The 17,881-nt window shown below is 59.2% G+C and carries 15 protein-coding genes; 10 read left to right on the top strand and 5 right to left on the bottom strand.

Features of this window, described 5'->3' with window-relative positions:
• The first annotated feature begins 125 nt into the window (after positions 1 to 125).
• Complete coding sequence (locus SERAS12_RS12340; protein WP_013812968.1) at positions 126 to 1,175, top strand: type II asparaginase; 1,050 nt, start codon at positions 126 to 128, stop codon at positions 1,173 to 1,175.
• 46 nt (positions 1,176 to 1,221) lie between these two features.
• Here the strand turns inward: SERAS12_RS12340 and SERAS12_RS12345 are convergent, their stop codons facing one another.
• Positions 1,222 to 2,415 (bottom strand): benzoate/H(+) symporter BenE family transporter, encoded by a 1,194-nt coding sequence (locus SERAS12_RS12345; protein ID WP_239441002.1) that lies wholly within the window; start codon positions 2,413 to 2,415, stop codon positions 1,222 to 1,224.
• 297 nt (positions 2,416 to 2,712) lie between these two features.
• Between SERAS12_RS12345 and SERAS12_RS12350 the strand changes: the two genes are divergently transcribed.
• Positions 2,713 to 4,107, top strand: a complete 1,395-nt coding sequence (locus tag SERAS12_RS12350; protein ID WP_013812970.1) for a PLP-dependent aminotransferase family protein — start codon at positions 2,713 to 2,715, stop codon at positions 4,105 to 4,107.
• Positions 4,108 to 4,139: 32 nt separating this feature from the next.
• Here SERAS12_RS12350 and SERAS12_RS12355 read toward each other — a convergent pair whose 3' ends face one another.
• The gene (locus tag SERAS12_RS12355; RefSeq protein WP_013812971.1) at positions 4,140 to 4,709 is read right to left on the bottom strand and encodes a helix-turn-helix domain-containing protein; all 570 of its coding nucleotides are present in this window, start codon (positions 4,707 to 4,709) and stop codon (positions 4,140 to 4,142) included.
• Positions 4,710 to 4,837: 128 nt separating this feature from the next.
• On the opposite strand from SERAS12_RS12355, the gene SERAS12_RS12360 reads away from it, so the two are divergent.
• Complete coding sequence (locus SERAS12_RS12360) at positions 4,838 to 5,743, top strand: DMT family transporter (RefSeq protein ID WP_013812972.1); 906 nt, start codon at positions 4,838 to 4,840, stop codon at positions 5,741 to 5,743.
• A gap of 8 nt (positions 5,744 to 5,751) precedes the next feature.
• On the opposite strand, the gene SERAS12_RS12365 is transcribed toward SERAS12_RS12360, so the two are convergent.
• Positions 5,752 to 6,735, bottom strand: coding sequence for a LysR family transcriptional regulator (locus SERAS12_RS12365; protein WP_013812973.1), 984 nt, complete (start codon positions 6,733 to 6,735; stop codon positions 5,752 to 5,754).
• Between the two features lie 490 nt (positions 6,736 to 7,225).
• On the opposite strand from SERAS12_RS12365, the gene SERAS12_RS12370 reads away from it, so the two are divergent.
• Genes SERAS12_RS12370 through SERAS12_RS12400 form a run of 7 tightly spaced genes read left to right on the top strand, consistent with a single transcriptional unit; the run spans position 7,226 to position 14,602 of the window.
• Complete coding sequence (locus SERAS12_RS12370; RefSeq protein ID WP_013812975.1) at positions 7,226 to 8,464, top strand: SfnB family sulfur acquisition oxidoreductase; 1,239 nt, start codon at positions 7,226 to 7,228, stop codon at positions 8,462 to 8,464.
• A gap of 11 nt (positions 8,465 to 8,475) precedes the next feature.
• Entirely contained in the window at positions 8,476 to 9,681 is a 1,206-nt protein-coding gene (locus SERAS12_RS12375) for an SfnB family sulfur acquisition oxidoreductase (protein WP_013812976.1), read from the top strand.
• Positions 9,681 to 11,051 (top strand): LLM class flavin-dependent oxidoreductase, encoded by a 1,371-nt coding sequence (locus SERAS12_RS12380; RefSeq protein WP_013812977.1) that lies wholly within the window; start codon positions 9,681 to 9,683, stop codon positions 11,049 to 11,051. The genes SERAS12_RS12375 and SERAS12_RS12380 overlap by 1 nt, the downstream gene beginning before the upstream one ends.
• A gap of 32 nt (positions 11,052 to 11,083) precedes the next feature.
• Positions 11,084 to 11,896, top strand: coding sequence for a MetQ/NlpA family ABC transporter substrate-binding protein (locus tag SERAS12_RS12385; RefSeq protein WP_013812978.1), 813 nt, complete (start codon positions 11,084 to 11,086; stop codon positions 11,894 to 11,896).
• Between the two features lie 3 nt (positions 11,897 to 11,899).
• Positions 11,900 to 12,991, top strand: coding sequence for a methionine ABC transporter ATP-binding protein (locus tag SERAS12_RS12390; protein WP_013812979.1), 1,092 nt, complete (start codon positions 11,900 to 11,902; stop codon positions 12,989 to 12,991).
• Positions 12,975 to 13,628 carry a methionine ABC transporter permease gene (locus SERAS12_RS12395; RefSeq protein WP_013812980.1) on the top strand — a complete coding sequence of 218 codons (654 nt, stop codon included), beginning with the start codon at positions 12,975 to 12,977 and terminating at the stop codon, positions 13,626 to 13,628. Before SERAS12_RS12390 ends, SERAS12_RS12395 begins: the two co-directional genes overlap by 17 nt.
• A gap of 23 nt (positions 13,629 to 13,651) precedes the next feature.
• Positions 13,652 to 14,602, top strand: a complete 951-nt coding sequence (locus tag SERAS12_RS12400; RefSeq protein WP_013812981.1) for a sulfonate ABC transporter substrate-binding protein — start codon at positions 13,652 to 13,654, stop codon at positions 14,600 to 14,602.
• 426 nt (positions 14,603 to 15,028) lie between these two features.
• Here SERAS12_RS12400 and SERAS12_RS12405 read toward each other — a convergent pair whose 3' ends face one another.
• Both SERAS12_RS12405 and SERAS12_RS12410 read right to left on the bottom strand, forming a co-directional pair.
• Complete coding sequence (locus tag SERAS12_RS12405) at positions 15,029 to 16,858, bottom strand: family 2A encapsulin nanocompartment cargo protein cysteine desulfurase (protein WP_013812982.1); 1,830 nt, start codon at positions 16,856 to 16,858, stop codon at positions 15,029 to 15,031.
• Positions 16,833 to 17,765 (bottom strand): family 2A encapsulin nanocompartment shell protein, encoded by a 933-nt coding sequence (locus SERAS12_RS12410; protein WP_013812983.1) that lies wholly within the window; start codon positions 17,763 to 17,765, stop codon positions 16,833 to 16,835. The genes SERAS12_RS12405 and SERAS12_RS12410 overlap by 26 nt, the downstream gene beginning before the upstream one ends.
• Between the last annotated feature and the right edge of the window lie 116 nt (positions 17,766 to 17,881).

Here is a 17,881-nt window from a genome sequence, read left to right on the forward strand (position 1 = left end):
CCGCACCGGGTGCAAGACCCGCCTTGACCCGCTCGCTTTCCCGCTATTTGCGCCCGTCGCTTAACTGGCACCCTTTTTGCTTTGGCTACTCCGCCTAATTTGGCTTTTTAATCAGGGGTAGCGCTATGTTTCAAATAATTAGAGTGGCATTTGTTTTATTGACCTTAGGATGCGCCAACGCGGCGACCGCCGCCGGGGAGTTACCGCACATCGTTATTTTGGCCACTGGCGGCACCATCGCCGGTTCGGCAGCCTCCAATACCCAAACCACCGGCTACAAAGCCGGGGCGCTCGGGGTTGAGACGTTGATCGCCGCGGTGCCGGAAATGCAGAAAGTCGCCCGGGTGGACGGCGAGCAGATTGCCAATATCGGCAGTGAAAACATGACCAGCGAGATCCTGCTCAAGCTGTCAAAACGCGTCAACGAACTGCTGGCACGCGATGACGTCGCCGGTGTGGTGATCACCCACGGTACCGACACGCTGGACGAATCGCCCTACTTCCTTAACCTGACGGTAAAAAGCAACAAACCGGTGGTGTTCACTGCCGCCATGCGCCCGGCGACCGCCATCAGCGCCGATGGCCCGATGAACCTGCTGGATGCGGTGACCGTAGCCGCCGATAAACAGGCTGCAGGCCGAGGCGTCATGGTGGTGCTGAACGATCGCATTGGTTCCGCCCGCTTCAGCACCAAAACCAACGCCACCACGCTGGACACGTTCAAAGCACCTGAGGAAGGCTATTTGGGGGTGATTGTCGGCGGCAAACCTTACTTTGAAACCCGGGTGGATAAAATTCATACCACCCGTTCGGTGTTTGACGTGCGCAATGTCAGCGCGCTGCCGAAAGTCGACATTATTTACGGTTATCAGGACGATCCTGAATACATGTATGACGCCGCCATTCAGCACAAGGTAGACGGGATTGTTTATGCCGGCACCGGTGCCGGGTCGGTTTCAGTGCGTAGCTCGGCCGGGATCAAAAAAGCGGAAAAAGCCGGCGTGCTGGTCGTTCGCGCCAGCCGCACCGGCAGCGGTATTGTTTCTGAAGATGCGGGCCAGCCCGGCCTGGTTTCCGACTCGCTCAACCCGGCTAAATCACGCATTCTGCTGATGCTGGCGCTGACCAAAACCCATAACCCGCAGGTGATCCAGGACTATTTCCATACCTATTAATCTGCTCTGTCACGTCCCGGCAACAGGCCGGGACGCTCATGAAAGACTATCTGGCCAACAACGGACGGCGGCCAGAAAGAAGAGTCAGGGAGAAGTGCGCAGCCAGCCCGAAGATCAATCCCCAGAATACCGATGCCATGCCTAAAAAGTTCATGCCGGACGCCGTGACCAGGAAAGTGATTAACGCCGCTTCCCGCTGTTTCTCATCGGCCATTGCACCGGTCAATCCGGTGCTGATAGCGCCAAACAGCGCCAGCCCGGCCAGCGAGATAATCAGTTCTTTGGGTAATGCAGTAAACACCGAGGCCAGCGTCGCGCCGAAAATCCCCATCACAATGTAGAAAATCCCGCAGGCCACGCCGGCGATGTAGCGTTTGCTTTTCTCCCGGTGCGCCTCTTCGCTGGTGCAAATCGCGGCGGTAATGGCCGCCAGATTCACCCCGTGCGAGCCAAACGGCGCCAGTAACACCGAGGCAATCGCGGTCATCGAGACGATCGGCCGGGCAGGCGTGGCGTAACCGGAGGAGCGCAATACCGCCATGCCGGGCACGTACTGACCGGTCAGCGTTACCAGCGTAAGCGGCAGTGCGATATTAATGATGGCATGCCAACTCCAGGCCGGGGTAATCAGGACCGGATGCGCGACGCTGACGACGATATCCCCGCTGTTCAACATGCCGCTCATTCCCGCCACTGTACCGCCGGCAAACAGCACGGCGACAATGGCGTAGCGCGGCAGCAGCCGCTTAAACAGCAGATAGGTTACGAACATGGCCATGACCAGCGTCGGTTGCAGCTGAATGGACACAAACATCTCGGCGCCAAAGTGGAATAAAATCCCGGCCAGCATGGCGGCAGCGATCGACCGCGGTAATTTGCCGATCAGTTTATCGAAGGCGCCAGACAGACCAATAACGGCGATAATGACCGAAGAAACGATATAGGCCCCTACCGCCTCGTTGATCGTCACCCCAGGCAGTAACCCGACCAGCAACGCCGCGCCGGGCGTTGACCAGGCGGTGATCACCGGCACCCGCAGACGCCAACTCAAAATCAGGCCAGTAACGCCGCTGCCGATGGAGATGGCCCAAATCCAGGAGGAGATCACCTCCGTGGGCAAGTGAGCCGCACTGGCGGCCTGAAACACGATGATCAACGGGCCGGCGTAAGACACTATCACCGCAATGGCCCCCGCCACTACCGCCGAAAGAGAAAAATCCTGTCGCAATCTGTCCATCATTACCCCTATCAATGCACATCGATTAAATCGATGTAATAAGCCAGAAAAGAAAAACCCCGATAAATTAACTTAAAAACAACAAGTTACCACGTTGAACTTAAACACCCATCCTTCAATAACACCAATTGAATCGAATCAATTTAAGTCGATTGTATCCGTGTAATTCTTTCTGTGTTAATACTTATTACATCAATTTAATGACTGCCTTATACTGTAATCGTCTTATTCCCGGCTTGCCGCCAACACCGTGCAGCAGGAAGCTCGTGGGGATAGCCGTTCAAAGCATACAGAGGGTCTATGTGGACACCGCGCTTCAGTGAGAAAAATGCCCCGGTGTATTTGCTGATTGCAGATGCGCTGCAAAATGACATCAACAACGGCGTGCTGCCTGCCGGTTCACGTTTGCCTACATTGAAAGAGCTGGCGCAGACGCTGGCCGTGACGCCGGGCACCGTTAATCGCGCTTATGAAGAAGCTGCGCGGCGCGGGCTGGTTCAGGGCGAAGTGGGCCGCGGGACCTTTGTGCTGGCCTCGCCCGAAAGGGCCATGGAAAGCGCGCGCCTTCCGCACTTCAGCCCTTCATCTTCCGCCCAGCGGGATCATATCGATCTGTCGGTGATCAAGCCGGAGGTGCAGGCCCAGGAACAGGGGATCCGCACCGCGCTCGAGCATCTGGTCGCCAGCCCTGAGCTGGGGTTGGCGCTCGACTATTCGCCGGAAGGCGGACATCCGGCGCATCGTGACGCCGGCGCCAGCTGGCTGCGGCGTTTTTTGCCTGACGTACACTGGCAGCAAGTGGTGTTGACCGCCGGCGCTCAGCACGGTTTGCTGGTCGCCATCAATGCCCTGACGGCGCACCAGGATCTTATCCTGTGCGAAGCGCTGTGTTATCCGGGCATTATCTCGCTGGTACACGGCAATGGGCGGCGGCTGCGCGGGGTTGAAATGGATAGCGAGGGCATCGTGCCCGACTCGCTGAGAGCACTGTGTCGCCAGGAAAAACCGGCGATGCTGATCTGCGTGGCGAGCTGCCAAAATCCCACTACGGTGGTGATGTCTAACGCCAGACGGGCCGAAATTGCGCAGATTGCCCGCGAGTTCGATTTTTATATTCTCGATGACGATATTTACGGTTTTCTTACCGCAGAGCCGGTCGAGGCACTGTCTTCGTTTGCTCCTGAACGCTCGGTGTACCTGACCAGCCTGTCGAAAAGCATCTCACCGGCGTTGCGCATCGGTTATCTGCATGCGCCGGCGGAAACCCTGTCGCGGTTGACGTCGATGGTGCGAACCAGCATCTGGATGCCTTCCCCGCTTATCGCGCAGTTGGCCAGCAATATCATTACTTCCGGCATTGGGACTGAAATGCTGCAAACCCAGAAGCAAGAAGCGGCGGCGCGCCAGGCCATCGCCGCAGAGGTTTTCCACGGGTTGGAGGTCGCTTCGCAACCCTACGGTTACCACATTTGGGTCACTCTGCCCGAGCCCTGGACCAGCGATGAGTTCGCCAATCTGGCGCGCGCTCAGGGGGTGAATATTTCCAGCGGCACGCAATTCCTGGCCGAACGCAGCGGCCATACCCGTGCCGTACGCATCGTGCTGATGTCGCCAACCAGCCGCAGTGAATTGAAATTTGCCCTGACCAAGCTGCGCAGCATGATCGAATCTGCAGAACCCCGCCTGTATTACTGAGGCCCTGACCCGGCGCTCTTTGGCGCGCCGGGTTAGCCTTGTTCAATCAGCATTACCGCCGTGGTATCCGCCTCCAGGGCTTCAAAAATATGCTCTCGATCGGCGGAGTAACTGATGTAATCCCCCGCACTCAACTCCACCGGCTGCTCCGTCGGCCCGATTCGCGCCCTGCCGCTGCTGATAATCACGTGCTCAATGGTGCCCGGCATATGCGGGCGTGAAACCCGGGTCTCGCCCGGCTGAACGCGCAAGCGGTAAATATCGCGTTGTGCTCCCGGCGGGCAGGTTGCCAGCAACGTAGCGGCATAGTTGGCCTGTTCGGAAACCGTGGTGACCCCTTCGTTGGCGCGGATCACCTGTACGTGCTGGCGCGGTTGAGAGATTAGCCGGCTGACCGGCACGTCGAGGGCCATCGCCAGCGACCACAAGGTTTCCAGGCTTGGGTTGCCGCTGCCGGTTTCCAATTGCGAAAGCGTCGATTTTGCGATGCCGGCGCGGCGCGCCAGTTCGGTGACCGACAGCCCCAACCGCTCGCGTTCGCGGCGAATGGCGGCCGAAAGCAGGCCGATGGGCGTGCCGGTATTGCAGGAGTTATCGCTCATTGTTCACCATAATGTTCATTTGTTCGACTTGACGAACAGGCGCTCACTGTTCATCATAATGTTCAGTTGTTCATTTTAATGGTGTTCGTCGACGGCGGCAAGCACGGCACTCAATCAGGAGAAGGCAAATGAAGGTAAACACCCGCGGCGTAGTACAGATGACCCTGGCGATGGTGATCTCCGGCACCGTCGGCTGGCCGGGGATCGCGCTAGGGCAACCGCCAACCACGGTCGTTTTCTGGCGTTGCGCGTTTGGCGCGCTGGCGATGTTGATCGCCTGTGCCCTGCTTGGCCTGTTGAAGAAAGGCATGCTGACCCGACGTCAGGCCGCCGTGGCGGTACTGGGCGGTATGGCGCTGGTGCTGAACTGGACGCTGCTGTTTGGCGCTTATGCCCATGCCTCTATCGCCGTGGCCACGATTACCTACCACGTTCAGCCCTTTATGCTGGTCGGGCTGGGCGTGCTGTTCTTTGGCGAAAAACTGACGGCGAATAAACTGGGCTGGCTGTTGTTGGCCTTTGGCGGCATGCTGCTGATTATTACCGGCCGCTCTGGCGCTAGCGGTTCAGGATCGGATTACTTTATCGGCGTGCTGTTGGCATTAGGCGCTGCGTTTATGTATGCGGTGGCGGCGGCGATCGTCAAAGGGCTAAAAACCGTGCCGCCGCATTTGATCGTGTTGATCCAGCTCAGCGTCGGTGTGGTTGTATTGGCGCCGTTCGCCGGCCTGACCCACCTGCCGTCAACGGCCAATGCCTGGCTGCTGCTGGCGACTATCGGCCTGGTGCATACCGGGCTGATGTCTTCGCTGCTGTATGGCGCGATCCAGAAAATCCCCACCAGTCTGGTCGGCGCATTGTCGTTCATCTACCCGCTGGTGGCGATCATCGTCGATTGGGCGGTATTCGGGCATCGCCTCAGCCTGATGCAGCTATTGGGCGCAGCCGCCATCCTGATTGCCGCTGCGGGCATGAACTTTGGCTGGCGGGTGATACGTGCGGGTAAAACCGCCCGCACGGCGGAGGGGCAGTAACCGGCGGGTTATTTTTTCAAGGCGTGCAGGCTGGCGATCACCTTCTGCAACGCCCTGCTCAGCGGCTTATCCTGGCGCAGTACGATGCCCAAAGTGCGCTCAAGCGCGGGCGTAAGAGAGTCTCCCCGGGTGCCGGACAGTGCCATGCGCGGCACAATGCTGTACCCAAGCCCGGCGGCAACCATCTCTTTGATCGCCTCGATGCTGCCCAGTTCCATTACCGGCGCCGGTTTAACCCCAGCGCCAAGGAACCAGCCATCAATCAGGCGACGGGTGCTGCTGCCGGATTCAAAAGCCACCCACGGGAGCGCACCCAGGGTTTGCGGGGTGAACGTGGCAGGCAAATCGGGGGAGTCTGCGGGGAAAATGACGGCAAACTCGTCCTGCAACAGCGGCGTCAGCTGCAAACTGCGTCCATTGGCCGGAAAGGTCACCAATGCGATGTCGATGCGGTTTTCTTCCACCGCTTTCACCATGTCATCGGTGTTGCCGGTGCGAACCCCGACGTTCAACAAGGGATAAGCCTGTTTCAACTCCCGCAGCAGCGTCGGCAGCAGATGGATACAGGCCGTGGCACCGGTGCCCAAGGTCACGGTGCCGGCAATCTCCTGCGCGTGACCTGCCATGTCGCTCAGCGCATTATCCACCGCCGCATTGATGCGGCTTATGTGTTCCAGTAGCGCCTCACCGGCGGACGTCGGCCGCACGCGCCTGGCGACCCGCTCCAGCAGCCGAACTTGCAGCCGCTGTTCCAACTGCCGGATTTGCAGGCTGACCGCGGGTTGGCTCAGCCCCAGCACTTCCCCTGCGGCGGAAAAACTCCCTTGCCTGACCACCAAAGCAAAGGTCTGAAGCTGGTCCAAATTAAGCTTGCCCACCACGAAATACCCCTTATGCAAAATGCCCGATGCCGGTCCCCCACATGAGAAACCGGCATCGCTGAGTGTATCCTTGTGGGCCGCCTTTGTAATCAGGTCGAACCCGGCGCGCATTGCGTTATGCGTAACAGAGAGCCTTGATGGCGTTTTTGCAGAAGGCGGTGAAAGTATTATCCCGAAAACCTCAAAAGCTAAGCGAAATAACGTATTCGACCCGTTTTAAAATAACTGTTACCTCTATTAAGCAGACACGGAGGAGGAATTAACGATGACGCGTTATGTGTGGAATAACCGGCTGAAACAGCGCATCCGTTTCAGCTACTGGAATGAGCTGTGCGTCACTGGCTGCGCGGGCAGAGCCCTCTCTTACCCGCCACTATTCGTTATCGGAGCGGGAAAATCATCACCCGCCTATCGCAAAGCTAATTAATCGCTAAGCAAGGGACTATTTATAATAAGCCTTTGCTTTACACCGCAACCTGCAAATTATTATTATCACTTCGTACCCCACCGCTGTATCAACTTAAATTTTAATTATATTTCATCGCGCTACGCCCGCGGCAGCGCGCTATTTACTGCCGTCTCCCGTATTGAGGACATCGTTATGGTTGTTTCTGTTTCGCCTGCGCCGGATGCGGCCAATTTCCCTCCCGCAGAAGAACGGCCCCACAGGATTGTCGACGACCCACAGGCGCTGGATGCAGCACGACAAGTCGCCGTGGCCGCCGCGCCTGAAGCCCAACTGCGTGACCGCCAACGGCGCTATCCGCTGCAACAGCTGGCGCTGTTTACCCAGTCTGGCCTCGGTGGCATTTCCATCCCGCGTGAATACGGCGGACCGGAACTGTCCTTTACCACGCTGGCGGAGGTGTTTCGCCTGATTTCCGCCGTCGATCCGGCGCTGGGGCAAATTCCGCAAAACCATTTCGGCCTGATTCAGTTAATTCGTGATGTCGGCAGCGAAGAACAGAAACGGCGTATTTTCGCGGCGGTGCTGGCCGGCCAACGCATCGGGAACGGTGGCCCGGAGAAAAACAGCAAGCACACGCTGGATATGCAGAGCCGCTTACGGCAAACCGCAGACGGCCTGCGCTTTACCGGCGACAAGTTTTACTCCACCGGTGCGCTGTTCGCCCATATCGTCGCCGCCAAGGCACTCGACGATCGGCAGCAGCCGGTACTGGCATTGATCCCCCACCCGGCGGCAGGCCTGGAGATCGTCGATGACTGGTCCGGCATGGGGCAGCGCACCACCGCCAGCGGCACGGTGCACCTGCGTGAGGTTCTGGTCGATCCGGCCAATGTGATCCCGCTGCTGCCGCTGGCAGAAAAACCGACGATTCAGGGTGCCGTTTCCCAGCTGATTCAGGCTGCCATCGATGCTGGCATTGCGCAGGGCGCGCTGGACGAGGCCACCCAGTTTATTCGCGAACGTTCCCGCCCCTGGATCGACGCAGGCGTCGAACGCAACGCTGACGATCCCTACATTCTGGCCGACGTCGGCCGACTCAGCATGGAGCTGAGCGCGGCGAACGCCCTGTTGCGCCGTGCGGCGCGGACGCTCGATGAGGTTGACCGCCGGCCGGTGACCGCCGAGAGCGCCGCAGCGGCGTCGATCGCAGTCGCCGAAGCCAAGGTGCTGACCACGGAAGTGGCGCTGTTGGCCAGCGAAAAGCTGTTCGAATGGTCCGGCAGCCGAGCCACGCTGGCGGAGCACGGCCTCGATCGTCACTGGCGTAACGCACGCACCCACACGTTGCACGATCCGGTGCGCTGGAAATACCACGCCATTGGCGAGTACTACCTCAACGGCCGCTTTCCGGCGCGCCATTCGTGGATTTAAAGGAGCGGAACATGACCACCCAGGTAGCCCCTCAACACGTGGCGCAACGCATTACCAGTCCCGAACAGGCGCTGGAGACCGCACACCGGCTGGCGGAGCAATTCAGCCCGACCGCCGCCGAGCGTGACAGCCAACGGCGATTGCCGGTTGCCGAACTGGCAGACCTGTTCGCCTCCGGCCTCGGCGCGATTACCGTGCCGCAAGAATTTGGCGGCCCAGGGTTGTCGAACCGCGTGCTGGCGCAGGTCATCGCTATTCTCAGCCAGGGCGATGCGTCGATCGGCCAGGTGCCGCAAAACCACTATTACGCGCTGGAAGTGCTGCGGGTGAACGGTTCACCGCAGCAGCAACGGCGCCTGTACCAGGAAGCGCTGGACGGCGTGCATTTCGGCAATGCGCTGGCGGAGTTTGCCAGCAAGGCCGCCCACCACCGCAGCACCTCGCTGGCCAGGCATGAAGGTCAATGGCAATTGTCCGGCCAAAAATTTTACGCTACCGGCGCGTTGTACGCCGGGCGCATCCCGACCGCCGCGCGGGGTGAAGACGGTAAAGAACAGTTGGTATTTTTGCCGCGCAATACGCCTGGCCTGAGCATCACCGACGACTGGTCCGGCTTTGGTCAGCGTACCACCGGCAGCGGTAGCGTGACGCTGGAACAGTGCCCGGTGGATGAAGAGGATATCGTGCCCTTCCAGACGGCGTTTGAACGGCCGACGCCGGTTGGCCCGCTGGCGCAAATCATGCACGCCGCCATCGATCAGGGCATCGCCAAAGCCGCGTGGCAGGACATGCTGCAATTTGTTCGCAGCCGTTCGCGCCCTTGGATTGATGCCGGCGTCGAACACGCCAGCGAGGACCCGCTGACACTGGACCGCATCGGCAAAATTTCCGCCCGCATTCAGGCCGGTGACGCCCTGCTGGCCGTGGCCGGTGACGCCATCGATATCGCTCAGCGCCACAGCGATGCCCTGTCGGTCGCGCAAGCCTCGATTGAGGTCGCCACGGCCCGCGCCTGGACCACCGAGGTCGCGCTGGCCGCCGGCAATCTGCTGTTTGAGCTGGCCGGTAGCCGTGCCACGTTGCAGGAAGATAACCTCGATCGCCACTGGCGCAACGCCCGAACCCACACCTTGCACGACCCGGTACGCTGGAAATACCCGGCGATCGGCAATTACGTGCTGAACGGGGTGCTGCCGCCGCGCCGGGGGACTCTGTAATGAGCGCTATCGCCAAAGAGGTTCTGCTGAACGCCTTCAACATGAACTGCGTCGGCCATATTCATCACGGCATGTGGACCCATCCGCAGGATCGCTCCACCGAGTTCAATCAACTCAGCTACTGGACCGAGCTGGCGCAGTTGCTGGAACGTGGGCTGTTCGACGGGTTGTTCATCGCCGATATCCTCGGCGTTTACGATGTCTATCAGCAAAACATCGCCCTGACCGCCCGCGAGTCGATACAGCTGCCGGTTAACGACCCGCTGCTGCTGGTGTCGGCGATGGCCGGGGTGACCCAACATCTGGGCTTCGGCATCACCGCCAACCTGAGTTATGAAGCGCCCTATCCCTTTGCCCGCCGCTTGTCGACGTTGGACCATCTGACCCAGGGCCGCATCGGCTGGAATATCGTCACCGGCTATCTGGACAGCGCCGCGCGTGCGATGGGGTTGAACGAACAGATCGGTCACGATCGCCGTTACGATCAGGCCGATGAGTTTCTCGACGTTGCCTATCAGTTATGGGAAGGCAGTTGGGAAGATGACGCCGTGTTGGCCGACCGCCAACGGCGGATTTACGCCGATGCGCAGAAGATCCACAAGGTTACCCACCGCGGCGAGTTTTATCAGGTGGAGGGCTATCACCTGTCTTCGCCTTCGCCGCAGCGCACCCCGCTGCTGTTCCAGGCTGGCAGCTCGGCACGGGGTATTCAGTTCGCCGCCCGCCACGCGGAGTGCACCTTCGTTAACCACGCCACCCCGGCGGTAATGAAAGCGCAGGTGGACAAGCTGCGTAGCGCAGCGGTGGCGGCCGGCCGTCAGCGACAGGATTTGAAAGTGTTTATGGGGGTCGGCGTTATCGTTGCGCCAACTGCCGCCGAGGCGCAGGACAAATACCGTGAATATCTGCGTTACGCCAGCCCCGAAGCCGGTCTGGCGCATTTTTCCAGTTCGACCGGTATCGATCTTTCACGCTTTGGTCTGGACGACCCGATCCAGGCCGGGCCGACGCAGGCCATTGAGTCGGTCACCCAAACCTACCGCGGCTGGACCCGCCGCCAATTGCTGGAACAGCACGCCATGGGCGGGCGTTATCCGCTGGTGGTGGGCGATCCGCAACAGGTGGCGGATGCGTTGCTGCAATGGGTGGATCAGGCCGATATCGACGGGTTTAACCTGACGCGCATCGTTAACCCAGGCAGCTACCGCGATTTTATCGATCTGGTGGTGCCGGAGTTGCAAGCCCGTGGCCGCTACAAAACCGCCTACCGTGCCGGCAGCCTGCGGCAAAAGCTGTTTCGACAGCAGGATCGCTTGCCGCAAAGCCATCCGGCGGCAGGCTGGCGTCTGGGTGCGCCGTTACCCGTTTGAACCCTTATTTTTTCTTTTGAAGGAACACCCCTATGACAATACCCTTTCGGACATTAACACGGCTGTTTTCGGCGTTGCTGGCACTCTCAGGTGCGGCGGCTGCGGCCAATGATTACAGCGGAGCCCTGAAAGTCGGTACCACCGCCGCCTTCGCCCCGCCGCTGGAAGTGGCAGCGGAAGAGGCTCGCAAACAGGGATTGAAGGTCGACATCATCGAATTCAGCGACTGGACCGCACCGAACGTCAGCCTGGAAAACGGCGATATCGACGTCAACCTGTTCCAGCACCTGCCGTTCCTGCACAACGCCAATAAAGAAGGCAATTTCCACCTGGTGGCCTATGCCCCGGCAATCATCAATAACGTCGGGCTGTACTCCAAAAAATACCAGAGCATCGCCGATCTGCCGGAGGGCGCCAAAGTAGCGATCGCCAACGACGTGATTAACGGTGGCCGCGGCCTGTTGCTGTTGCAAAAGGCCGGGCTGATTAAACTCAAACCGGGCTCCGGCCTGCAGGCGACCCAGGCAGACATCGTCAGTAACCCTAAACACATCAAAATTATCGAAGTGGAAGCGGTGCAACTGGCACGCACGCTGGAGGAAGTTGACCTGGCGCAGGGCTATCCGCACTACCTGCGGCTATCCGGCACCGTCGATCCCAACAGCGCCCTGCTGTTCGACGGCCTGGAAAACCCGGAGTACGTGATCCAGTTCGTGGTCCGCGATGGCCATCAGGATGACCCGCGCCTGCGCAAGTTTGTCGACGTTTACCAGCATTCGCCGGTCGTGCGCGCCAAACTCGACAGTTTCTACGGCAAGCTGTATCAGCCGGGCTGGAGCCAGTAGTGTATGTCCAGCCTGATTTTGACTAACCCAGATGCCCTCGTCGCCGACGAGGTGGTGCGCCGCCATGATGACACCCACCTGCGCTTTACCCGGCTCAGCAAGCGTTACCCCGGCCAACTGACCGAAGCGCTGAAGGAGATCTCCCTGGGCATTCGCCGTGGGGAGATATTCGGCATTATCGGCCGCAGCGGCGCCGGCAAGTCGTCCCTGATCCGCACCATCAACCGGCTGGAACGCCCCAGCGGCGGCAGCGTGGAGGTCGATGGCGTTGATATCGGCCAATTGAATGAAGATCAACTGGTAGCCTACCGGCGGCGCACCGGCATGATTTTCCAGCACTTCAACCTGCTGTCGGCCAAAACCGTCCGGCAGAATATCGAGTTGCCGCTGCGGGTGGCGGGCGTGCCCGTCGCCGAGCGGCGCAGCAGAGTGGACGCATTGCTGGAGCTTGTCGGGCTGAGCGACTACCCGGACGCCTACCCGGCGCAGCTTTCCGGCGGGCAGAAACAGCGGGTCGGCATCGCCAGGGCGCTGGTGCATAACCCCGAATTGCTGTTGTGCGATGAAGCCACCTCCGCGCTCGATCCGGAAACCACCCGTGCCATTCTGGCGCTGTTACAGCGCATCAACCGTGAGTTCAACATCACCATCGTGCTGATTACCCATGAAATGGAGGTGATCCATGATATCTGCCACCGGGTGGCGGTGCTGGAACGGGGTGAGATTATCGAATGCGGCCCGGTGTGGCAGGTATACGGCAACCCGCAGCAGGAAACGACCCGTATCCTGCTGACCCCCTCACACGATCGCTTGCCGGAGGAATGGGTTGGGCGGATCGCCGCCACGCCCCCCACGCCGGATGCACCGCAATTGATCCGGCTACGCTACCGTGGCCAAGGTGCATCGCTGGAGCTAAACCACGTGCTGGCGGCTTTTCAGGGCAGCGTGACGCTGGTGGAAAGCGCCATTGAGCATATTCAGGGGCACGCCATCGGTTATTTGTTGCTAACCGTGACACCGTCACCGAATAATCGAACCATTCCGCAGACGCTGGCCGACAGCGTGGAGGTCCTGGGCTATGTCACTGTTGCTTGAACGGCTGTGGGCCGGATTTCTCGATACGTTGCTGATGGTGGGCGTTTCTTCCCTGTTGGCGCTGGTGCTGGGATTGCCGCTGGCGATCCTGTTGGTGGTCAGTGAACGCGGCGGATTGTATGAACAGGTTGGCGTTCAGCGGGTGCTCGGCTGGTTGGTAAATTTGTTCCGCTCGATCCCCTTTCTGATCCTGATGGTGGCGCTGATCCCCTTCACCCGCATGATTGTCGGCACCTCTTATGGCGTATGGGCCGCCGTGGTGCCGCTGACCATCGCCGCCATGCCGTTTTTCGCGCGTATCGCCGAAGTCAGTCTGCGAGAGGTGGATCACGGCCTGGTTGAAGCTGCGCAGGCAATGGGTTGCCGCCGTGGGCATATCATTCGCCATGTGCTGTTGCCGGAAGCCATGCCCGGCATTGTCAGCGGTTTTACCATTACCCTGGTGACCATGATTAACGCCTCTGCGATGGCCGGCGCAATAGGCGCGGGCGGTCTGGGTGACCTGGCTTACCGTTATGGGTACCAGCGTTTTGACACCCAGGTAATGCTCACCGTCATCGTGGTGTTGGTGGCGCTGGTGACCCTGCTGCAATTTTTTGGCGATCGGCTTTCCCGCCGGTTAAACCACCGTCATTAACCTTTTCTGACTGGATACGTGTAATGAAAAAACTGAAAGCCTCGCTGATCGCCGCTTCGCTGCTGTTGGGGACATTCGCCCTGCCGACCGTTGCGGCGCAGGCAAAACCGCAGCAAATCACCATCGGTTACCAGAAAGCCAATATCTTCGCCCTGCTGAAATATCGCGGTACGCTGGAGAAAACCCTGACGCCGCAGGGCATCAAAGTGCGCTGGATTGAGTTTCCCGCCGGGCCGCAAATGCTCGAAGGGCTGAACGTCGGCAGCATTGATCTTGCGGCGACCGGCGATGCACCACCGGCCTTTGCCCAGGCAGCCAAAGCCGATTTGATCTATCTGGGGCATTCGCCGGCCAGCCCGAAAACCGAAGCCATTGTAGTGCCGCAGGGTTCGCCGATCAAAACCGTTGCCGACCTCAAAGGCAAACGCGTGGCGCTGAACAAAGGCTCCGACGTCAATTACCTGTTGGTCAGCGCGCTTGAACAGGCCGGGCTGAGCTACAAAGACGTGACGCCGGTGTATTTACCGCCGAGTGACGCCCGCGCCGCCTTCCAGCGCGGCAGCGTAGATGCCTGGGTGATTTGGGACCCTTACTACGCCGAGGTGGAAACTCACGCCAACGCCCGTCTGCTGAAGGATGCCGAAGGTCTGGTGCCGCATTACACCTTCTATCTCGCCAGCCGCCACTTTGCCGAAACCTACCCGAACAGCGCAAAATTGGTGATCGACCAGCTAAGTGAACTGAGCGCTTGGGCCAATGCCCATCAGGACGATGCGGCAAAGATCCTGGCGCAAAGCACCGGGTTGGAGCAGGCTATTTGGGCCAGAGCCCTCGCCCGCATGCCGTTCGGCAGCCAGCGCATGACGCCGGCGGTATTTGCCGAACAGCAGCAATTAGCCGACAAGTTCACCGCGATTGGCCTGCTGCCGGTCAAGGTGGACGTCAGCGCCGCACGCTGGTCTGAGGATAAGTAACTTGCTGAATATCTTTGTATTAATTCAGCTAAGCAAAGCGATATTCGGCATTTAACCTGCGGGGATATTTTTATTATTATCGGGATATGTCTCTGGGAGCATTTTCTTTCAGGGCCTGTCTACCGGAGTTTTTGTCCTTGTTTCGTTCGTCGCGAACTTTATTTTGGCCGCACTTTTGTGCGGCTTTTCTTTTTGTGGCATTGGCCTACTGAGAGTATAAAAAAACCGGCGCAGAGTGCTCTGCGCCGGCCGGGTTATCGCGTCTTGGCCTAATAGTGCTGCAGGTGAAGTGCATGCAGAGCGCCGACACGCCGTGAATCCGTCCATGGAGGCTCGTATCGCGCGTCCATGCGCTCAACGGTCGGCTAACCTGCATGCTCCCCACCCGTATCAAGCTTGGGGTGTCGCGGTATTAAACGCAGTTATTCAGCGCCCTTTTGCCAGTTTGTGCAAGGTTGCCGCTAACAGATCCACTTCCTCGTAGGTATTGTAAAACGCCAGCGATGGCCGCACCGTCGCCTCGACGCCAAAGCGCCGCAGGATCGGTTGGGCACAGTGATGACCGGAACGCACTGCAATGCCCTCACGGTTAAGCGCGTTGCCCACTTCTTCGGTACGGTAGCCGCTCAGCACAAACGACAGCACGCTGGCCTTGTTGGCTGCGGTGCCAATCAGGCGCAGGCCGGGAATGCGGATCAACTGACCGGTGGCATACTCCAGCAATTCATGCTCGTAACGGTTGATGTTATCTAGCCCCAGGCGTTCGACGTAGTCCAACGCCGCCCCCAACCCCACCGCGTCGGCGATGTTGCCGGTGCCGGCTTCAAACCTGGCCGGTGCCGGCTGGTACAGCGTTTTCTCAAAGGTGACATCGGCAATCATATTGCCGCCACCCTGCCACGGCGGCAGGGTTTCCAGCAGCTCCGCCTTGCCGTACACCGCGCCGATACCGGTTGGGCCAAACACCTTGTGGCCGGAGAACACGTAAAAGTCCGCGTCCAGCGCCTGCACGTTAACTTTCAGGTGCGATACCGCCTGTGCACCATCCACCAACACCCGCGCTCCGGCCTGATGAGCCAGCGCAATCACCTGCTCGACCGGCGTCACCGTGCCCAGCGCATTGGATACCTGGGTGATTGAAACCAAACGGGTACGCGGCGACAAGAGTTTGCGGTATTCATCCAGCAGAATCTGCCCGCTGTCATCAACCGGAATCACCCGAATTTTGGCCCCCACGCTGGCGGCAAGCTGCTGCCAGGGCACGATGTTGGCATGGTGTTCCAACTGGGAAACCACGATTTCATCGCCTTCGCCGATGTGTTGGCGGCCAAAGGTGTTGGCAATCAGGTTGATGGCTTCCGTTGCCCCTCGGGTAAAGATAATTTCCGCCGATGATTTGGCCCCCAGAAAACGGGCAACGCTGTTTCTGGCCCCTTCATAGGCATCCGTTGCCCTGGCAGCCAGCTCATGCGCCGCACGGTGGATATTCGAGTTTTCATGGGCGTAGAAATACGCCAGCCGATCGATAACCACCTGCGGTTTATGGGTGGTGGCGGCGTTATCCAACCACACCAGAGGTTTGCCGTTAACCCGTTCCGCAAGAATGGGGAAGTCGCGGCGTACGGCATGCACATCAAAACTGCTGCGCGGCCGTTGCTGCGGTGCGGCTTCTCGCCGTGGCTGCCCCTGTTCCAGAAAATAATACTGCCCGCTGGTCGCATCTTGCGCTACGCCGCTAACCGGTACCGCGACGGCAGGAAACAGCGATCCGATAACCGACTCCAGCCCGCCGTTGACCGCCCCGGCGAAGGGTTGGTCACTAAGATGAGCCTGACCGGTGAGCGCCTGGTTCGCCAGACCGTCCAGCCCGGTATCCGGCGACAAACGTTTTTGCCGGTCCTGATTTTCGCTCAGAAAATAGAACCCCGCCGTCGCCGCCGGATCCCGTGGCTGAGGCAGCGTTGGCGGAGCCAAAAAGGCCTGCCGCTGCGCGCCCTGCTGCCAACCGGACAACGTTTGCGCCTCCAGACCGTCGGAGGCCAGTGCCGGCTCTAGAGCCGGCGTAGCGGTCTGTGGCAACACCGTCGTGGCGCGTTCGCTGCCTGCGGCCGGTTGCAGCACGGCACCAGCCTCACGCCCAGGCAAGGCACTGAAGATCTGATTAGCCAGGTTAGCCAGCGCGTTAACGTCCGGCAAACCGGCTGGCGGCTGCGCCTCGTGAGGCAATGAACTACTTGTAACTGTCTGGATAGTCATGATATTTGCTCACATCAACATCGTCTAAAACGGCAACGGCATCTTCAGTCAGAACCGCCAATGAGCAGTAAAGGGAAATCAGGTAGGAGGCTATCGCATTGCGGTTAATCCCCATAAAGCGCACCGACAGCCCCGGGCTTTGCTCACCGGCGACGCCCGGCTGGTAAAGGCCAATGACGCCCTGACGTTTTTCCCCGGTACGCAGCAGGATAATTTTGGTTTTGCCTTCTTCGTCGATGGGCAGCTTATCCGAGGGGATCAGCGGCAAGCCACGCCAGGTGAGAAACTGCGAACCAAACAGACTGACGGTTGGCGGCGGCACGCCACGGCGGGTGCACTCGCGGCCAAAGGCGGCGATGGCTAACGGATGCGCGAGGAAGAAACCGGGTTCTTTCCATACTTTGGTGATCAGTTCGTCCAAATCGTCCGGCGTCGGCGCACCGGTCAGCGTTGAAATACGCTGGGCATCATCGACACTGGCCAATAAGCCGTACTCAGGATTATTGATCAGTTCGTTTTCCTGCCGCTCTTTAATGGTTTCAATGGTCAGGCGCAGCTGCTCGCGAATTTGATCGTGCGGGCTGCTGTATAAATCGGAGACGCGGGTATGCACATCCAGAATGGTGGTAACGGCGTTGAGAAAATACTCGCGCGGCGCTTCTTCGTAATCCACATAGGTCTGAGGTAATAACCCTTCATCGCGCTGCGAGCAGGCTACCTGAACATTTAACGGATTCTTGACCTTGTTCAGGCGGAATATCCCTGCCTCGACCGGTGTCCATTGCAGCAAATGCACCAACCAGCGTGGTGTGATAATGGATAATTGCGGGGCGGTTTTTGTCGCGTTAGCCAATTGCCGTGCTGCATTATCCCCTAATGCAAGCCGGGCGTCATTGTGTTGAGACATGGTTGTTTCTCCTGAAAAAAATAGGCTGGTGATAAATAATTAATAATTACCGGTTAAATAGCGCGTTAAATAAAATATCGATTTATTGAATCCGTTTCGCAGACCTCACTGCGGGT

Source organism: Serratia sp. AS12 (assembly GCF_000214195.1).
Lineage (GTDB): Bacteria > Pseudomonadota > Gammaproteobacteria > Enterobacterales > Enterobacteriaceae > Serratia > Serratia plymuthica.

Excerpts from the sequence above, each read along its gene's own strand:
- SERAS12_RS12355 (WP_013812971.1), bottom strand. The coding sequence starts at position 4,709 with ATGAGCGATAACTCCTGCAATACCGGCACGCCCATCGGCCTGCTTTCG.
- SERAS12_RS12375 (WP_013812976.1), top strand. The coding sequence starts at position 8,476 with ATGACCACCCAGGTAGCCCCTCAACACGTGGCGCAACGCATTACCAGT.
- SERAS12_RS12365 (WP_013812973.1), bottom strand. The coding sequence starts at position 6,735 with ATGCGCGCCGGGTTCGACCTGATTACAAAGGCGGCCCACAAGGATACA.
- SERAS12_RS12410 (WP_013812983.1), bottom strand. The coding sequence starts at position 17,765 with ATGTCTCAACACAATGACGCCCGGCTTGCATTAGGGGATAATGCAGCA.
- SERAS12_RS12345 (WP_239441002.1), bottom strand. The coding sequence starts at position 2,415 with ATGATGGACAGATTGCGACAGGATTTTTCTCTTTCGGCGGTAGTGGCG.
- SERAS12_RS12390 (WP_013812979.1), top strand. The coding sequence starts at position 11,900 with ATGTCCAGCCTGATTTTGACTAACCCAGATGCCCTCGTCGCCGACGAG.
- SERAS12_RS12360 (WP_013812972.1), top strand. The coding sequence starts at position 4,838 with ATGAAGGTAAACACCCGCGGCGTAGTACAGATGACCCTGGCGATGGTG.
- SERAS12_RS12405 (WP_013812982.1), bottom strand. The coding sequence starts at position 16,858 with ATGACTATCCAGACAGTTACAAGTAGTTCATTGCCTCACGAGGCGCAG.
- SERAS12_RS12350 (WP_013812970.1), top strand. The coding sequence starts at position 2,713 with ATGTGGACACCGCGCTTCAGTGAGAAAAATGCCCCGGTGTATTTGCTG.
- SERAS12_RS12380 (WP_013812977.1), top strand. The coding sequence starts at position 9,681 with ATGAGCGCTATCGCCAAAGAGGTTCTGCTGAACGCCTTCAACATGAAC.
- SERAS12_RS12385 (WP_013812978.1), top strand. The coding sequence starts at position 11,084 with ATGACAATACCCTTTCGGACATTAACACGGCTGTTTTCGGCGTTGCTG.
- SERAS12_RS12340 (WP_013812968.1), top strand. The coding sequence starts at position 126 with ATGTTTCAAATAATTAGAGTGGCATTTGTTTTATTGACCTTAGGATGC.
- SERAS12_RS12400 (WP_013812981.1), top strand. The coding sequence starts at position 13,652 with ATGAAAAAACTGAAAGCCTCGCTGATCGCCGCTTCGCTGCTGTTGGGG.
- SERAS12_RS12370 (WP_013812975.1), top strand. The coding sequence starts at position 7,226 with ATGGTTGTTTCTGTTTCGCCTGCGCCGGATGCGGCCAATTTCCCTCCC.
- SERAS12_RS12395 (WP_013812980.1), top strand. The coding sequence starts at position 12,975 with ATGTCACTGTTGCTTGAACGGCTGTGGGCCGGATTTCTCGATACGTTG.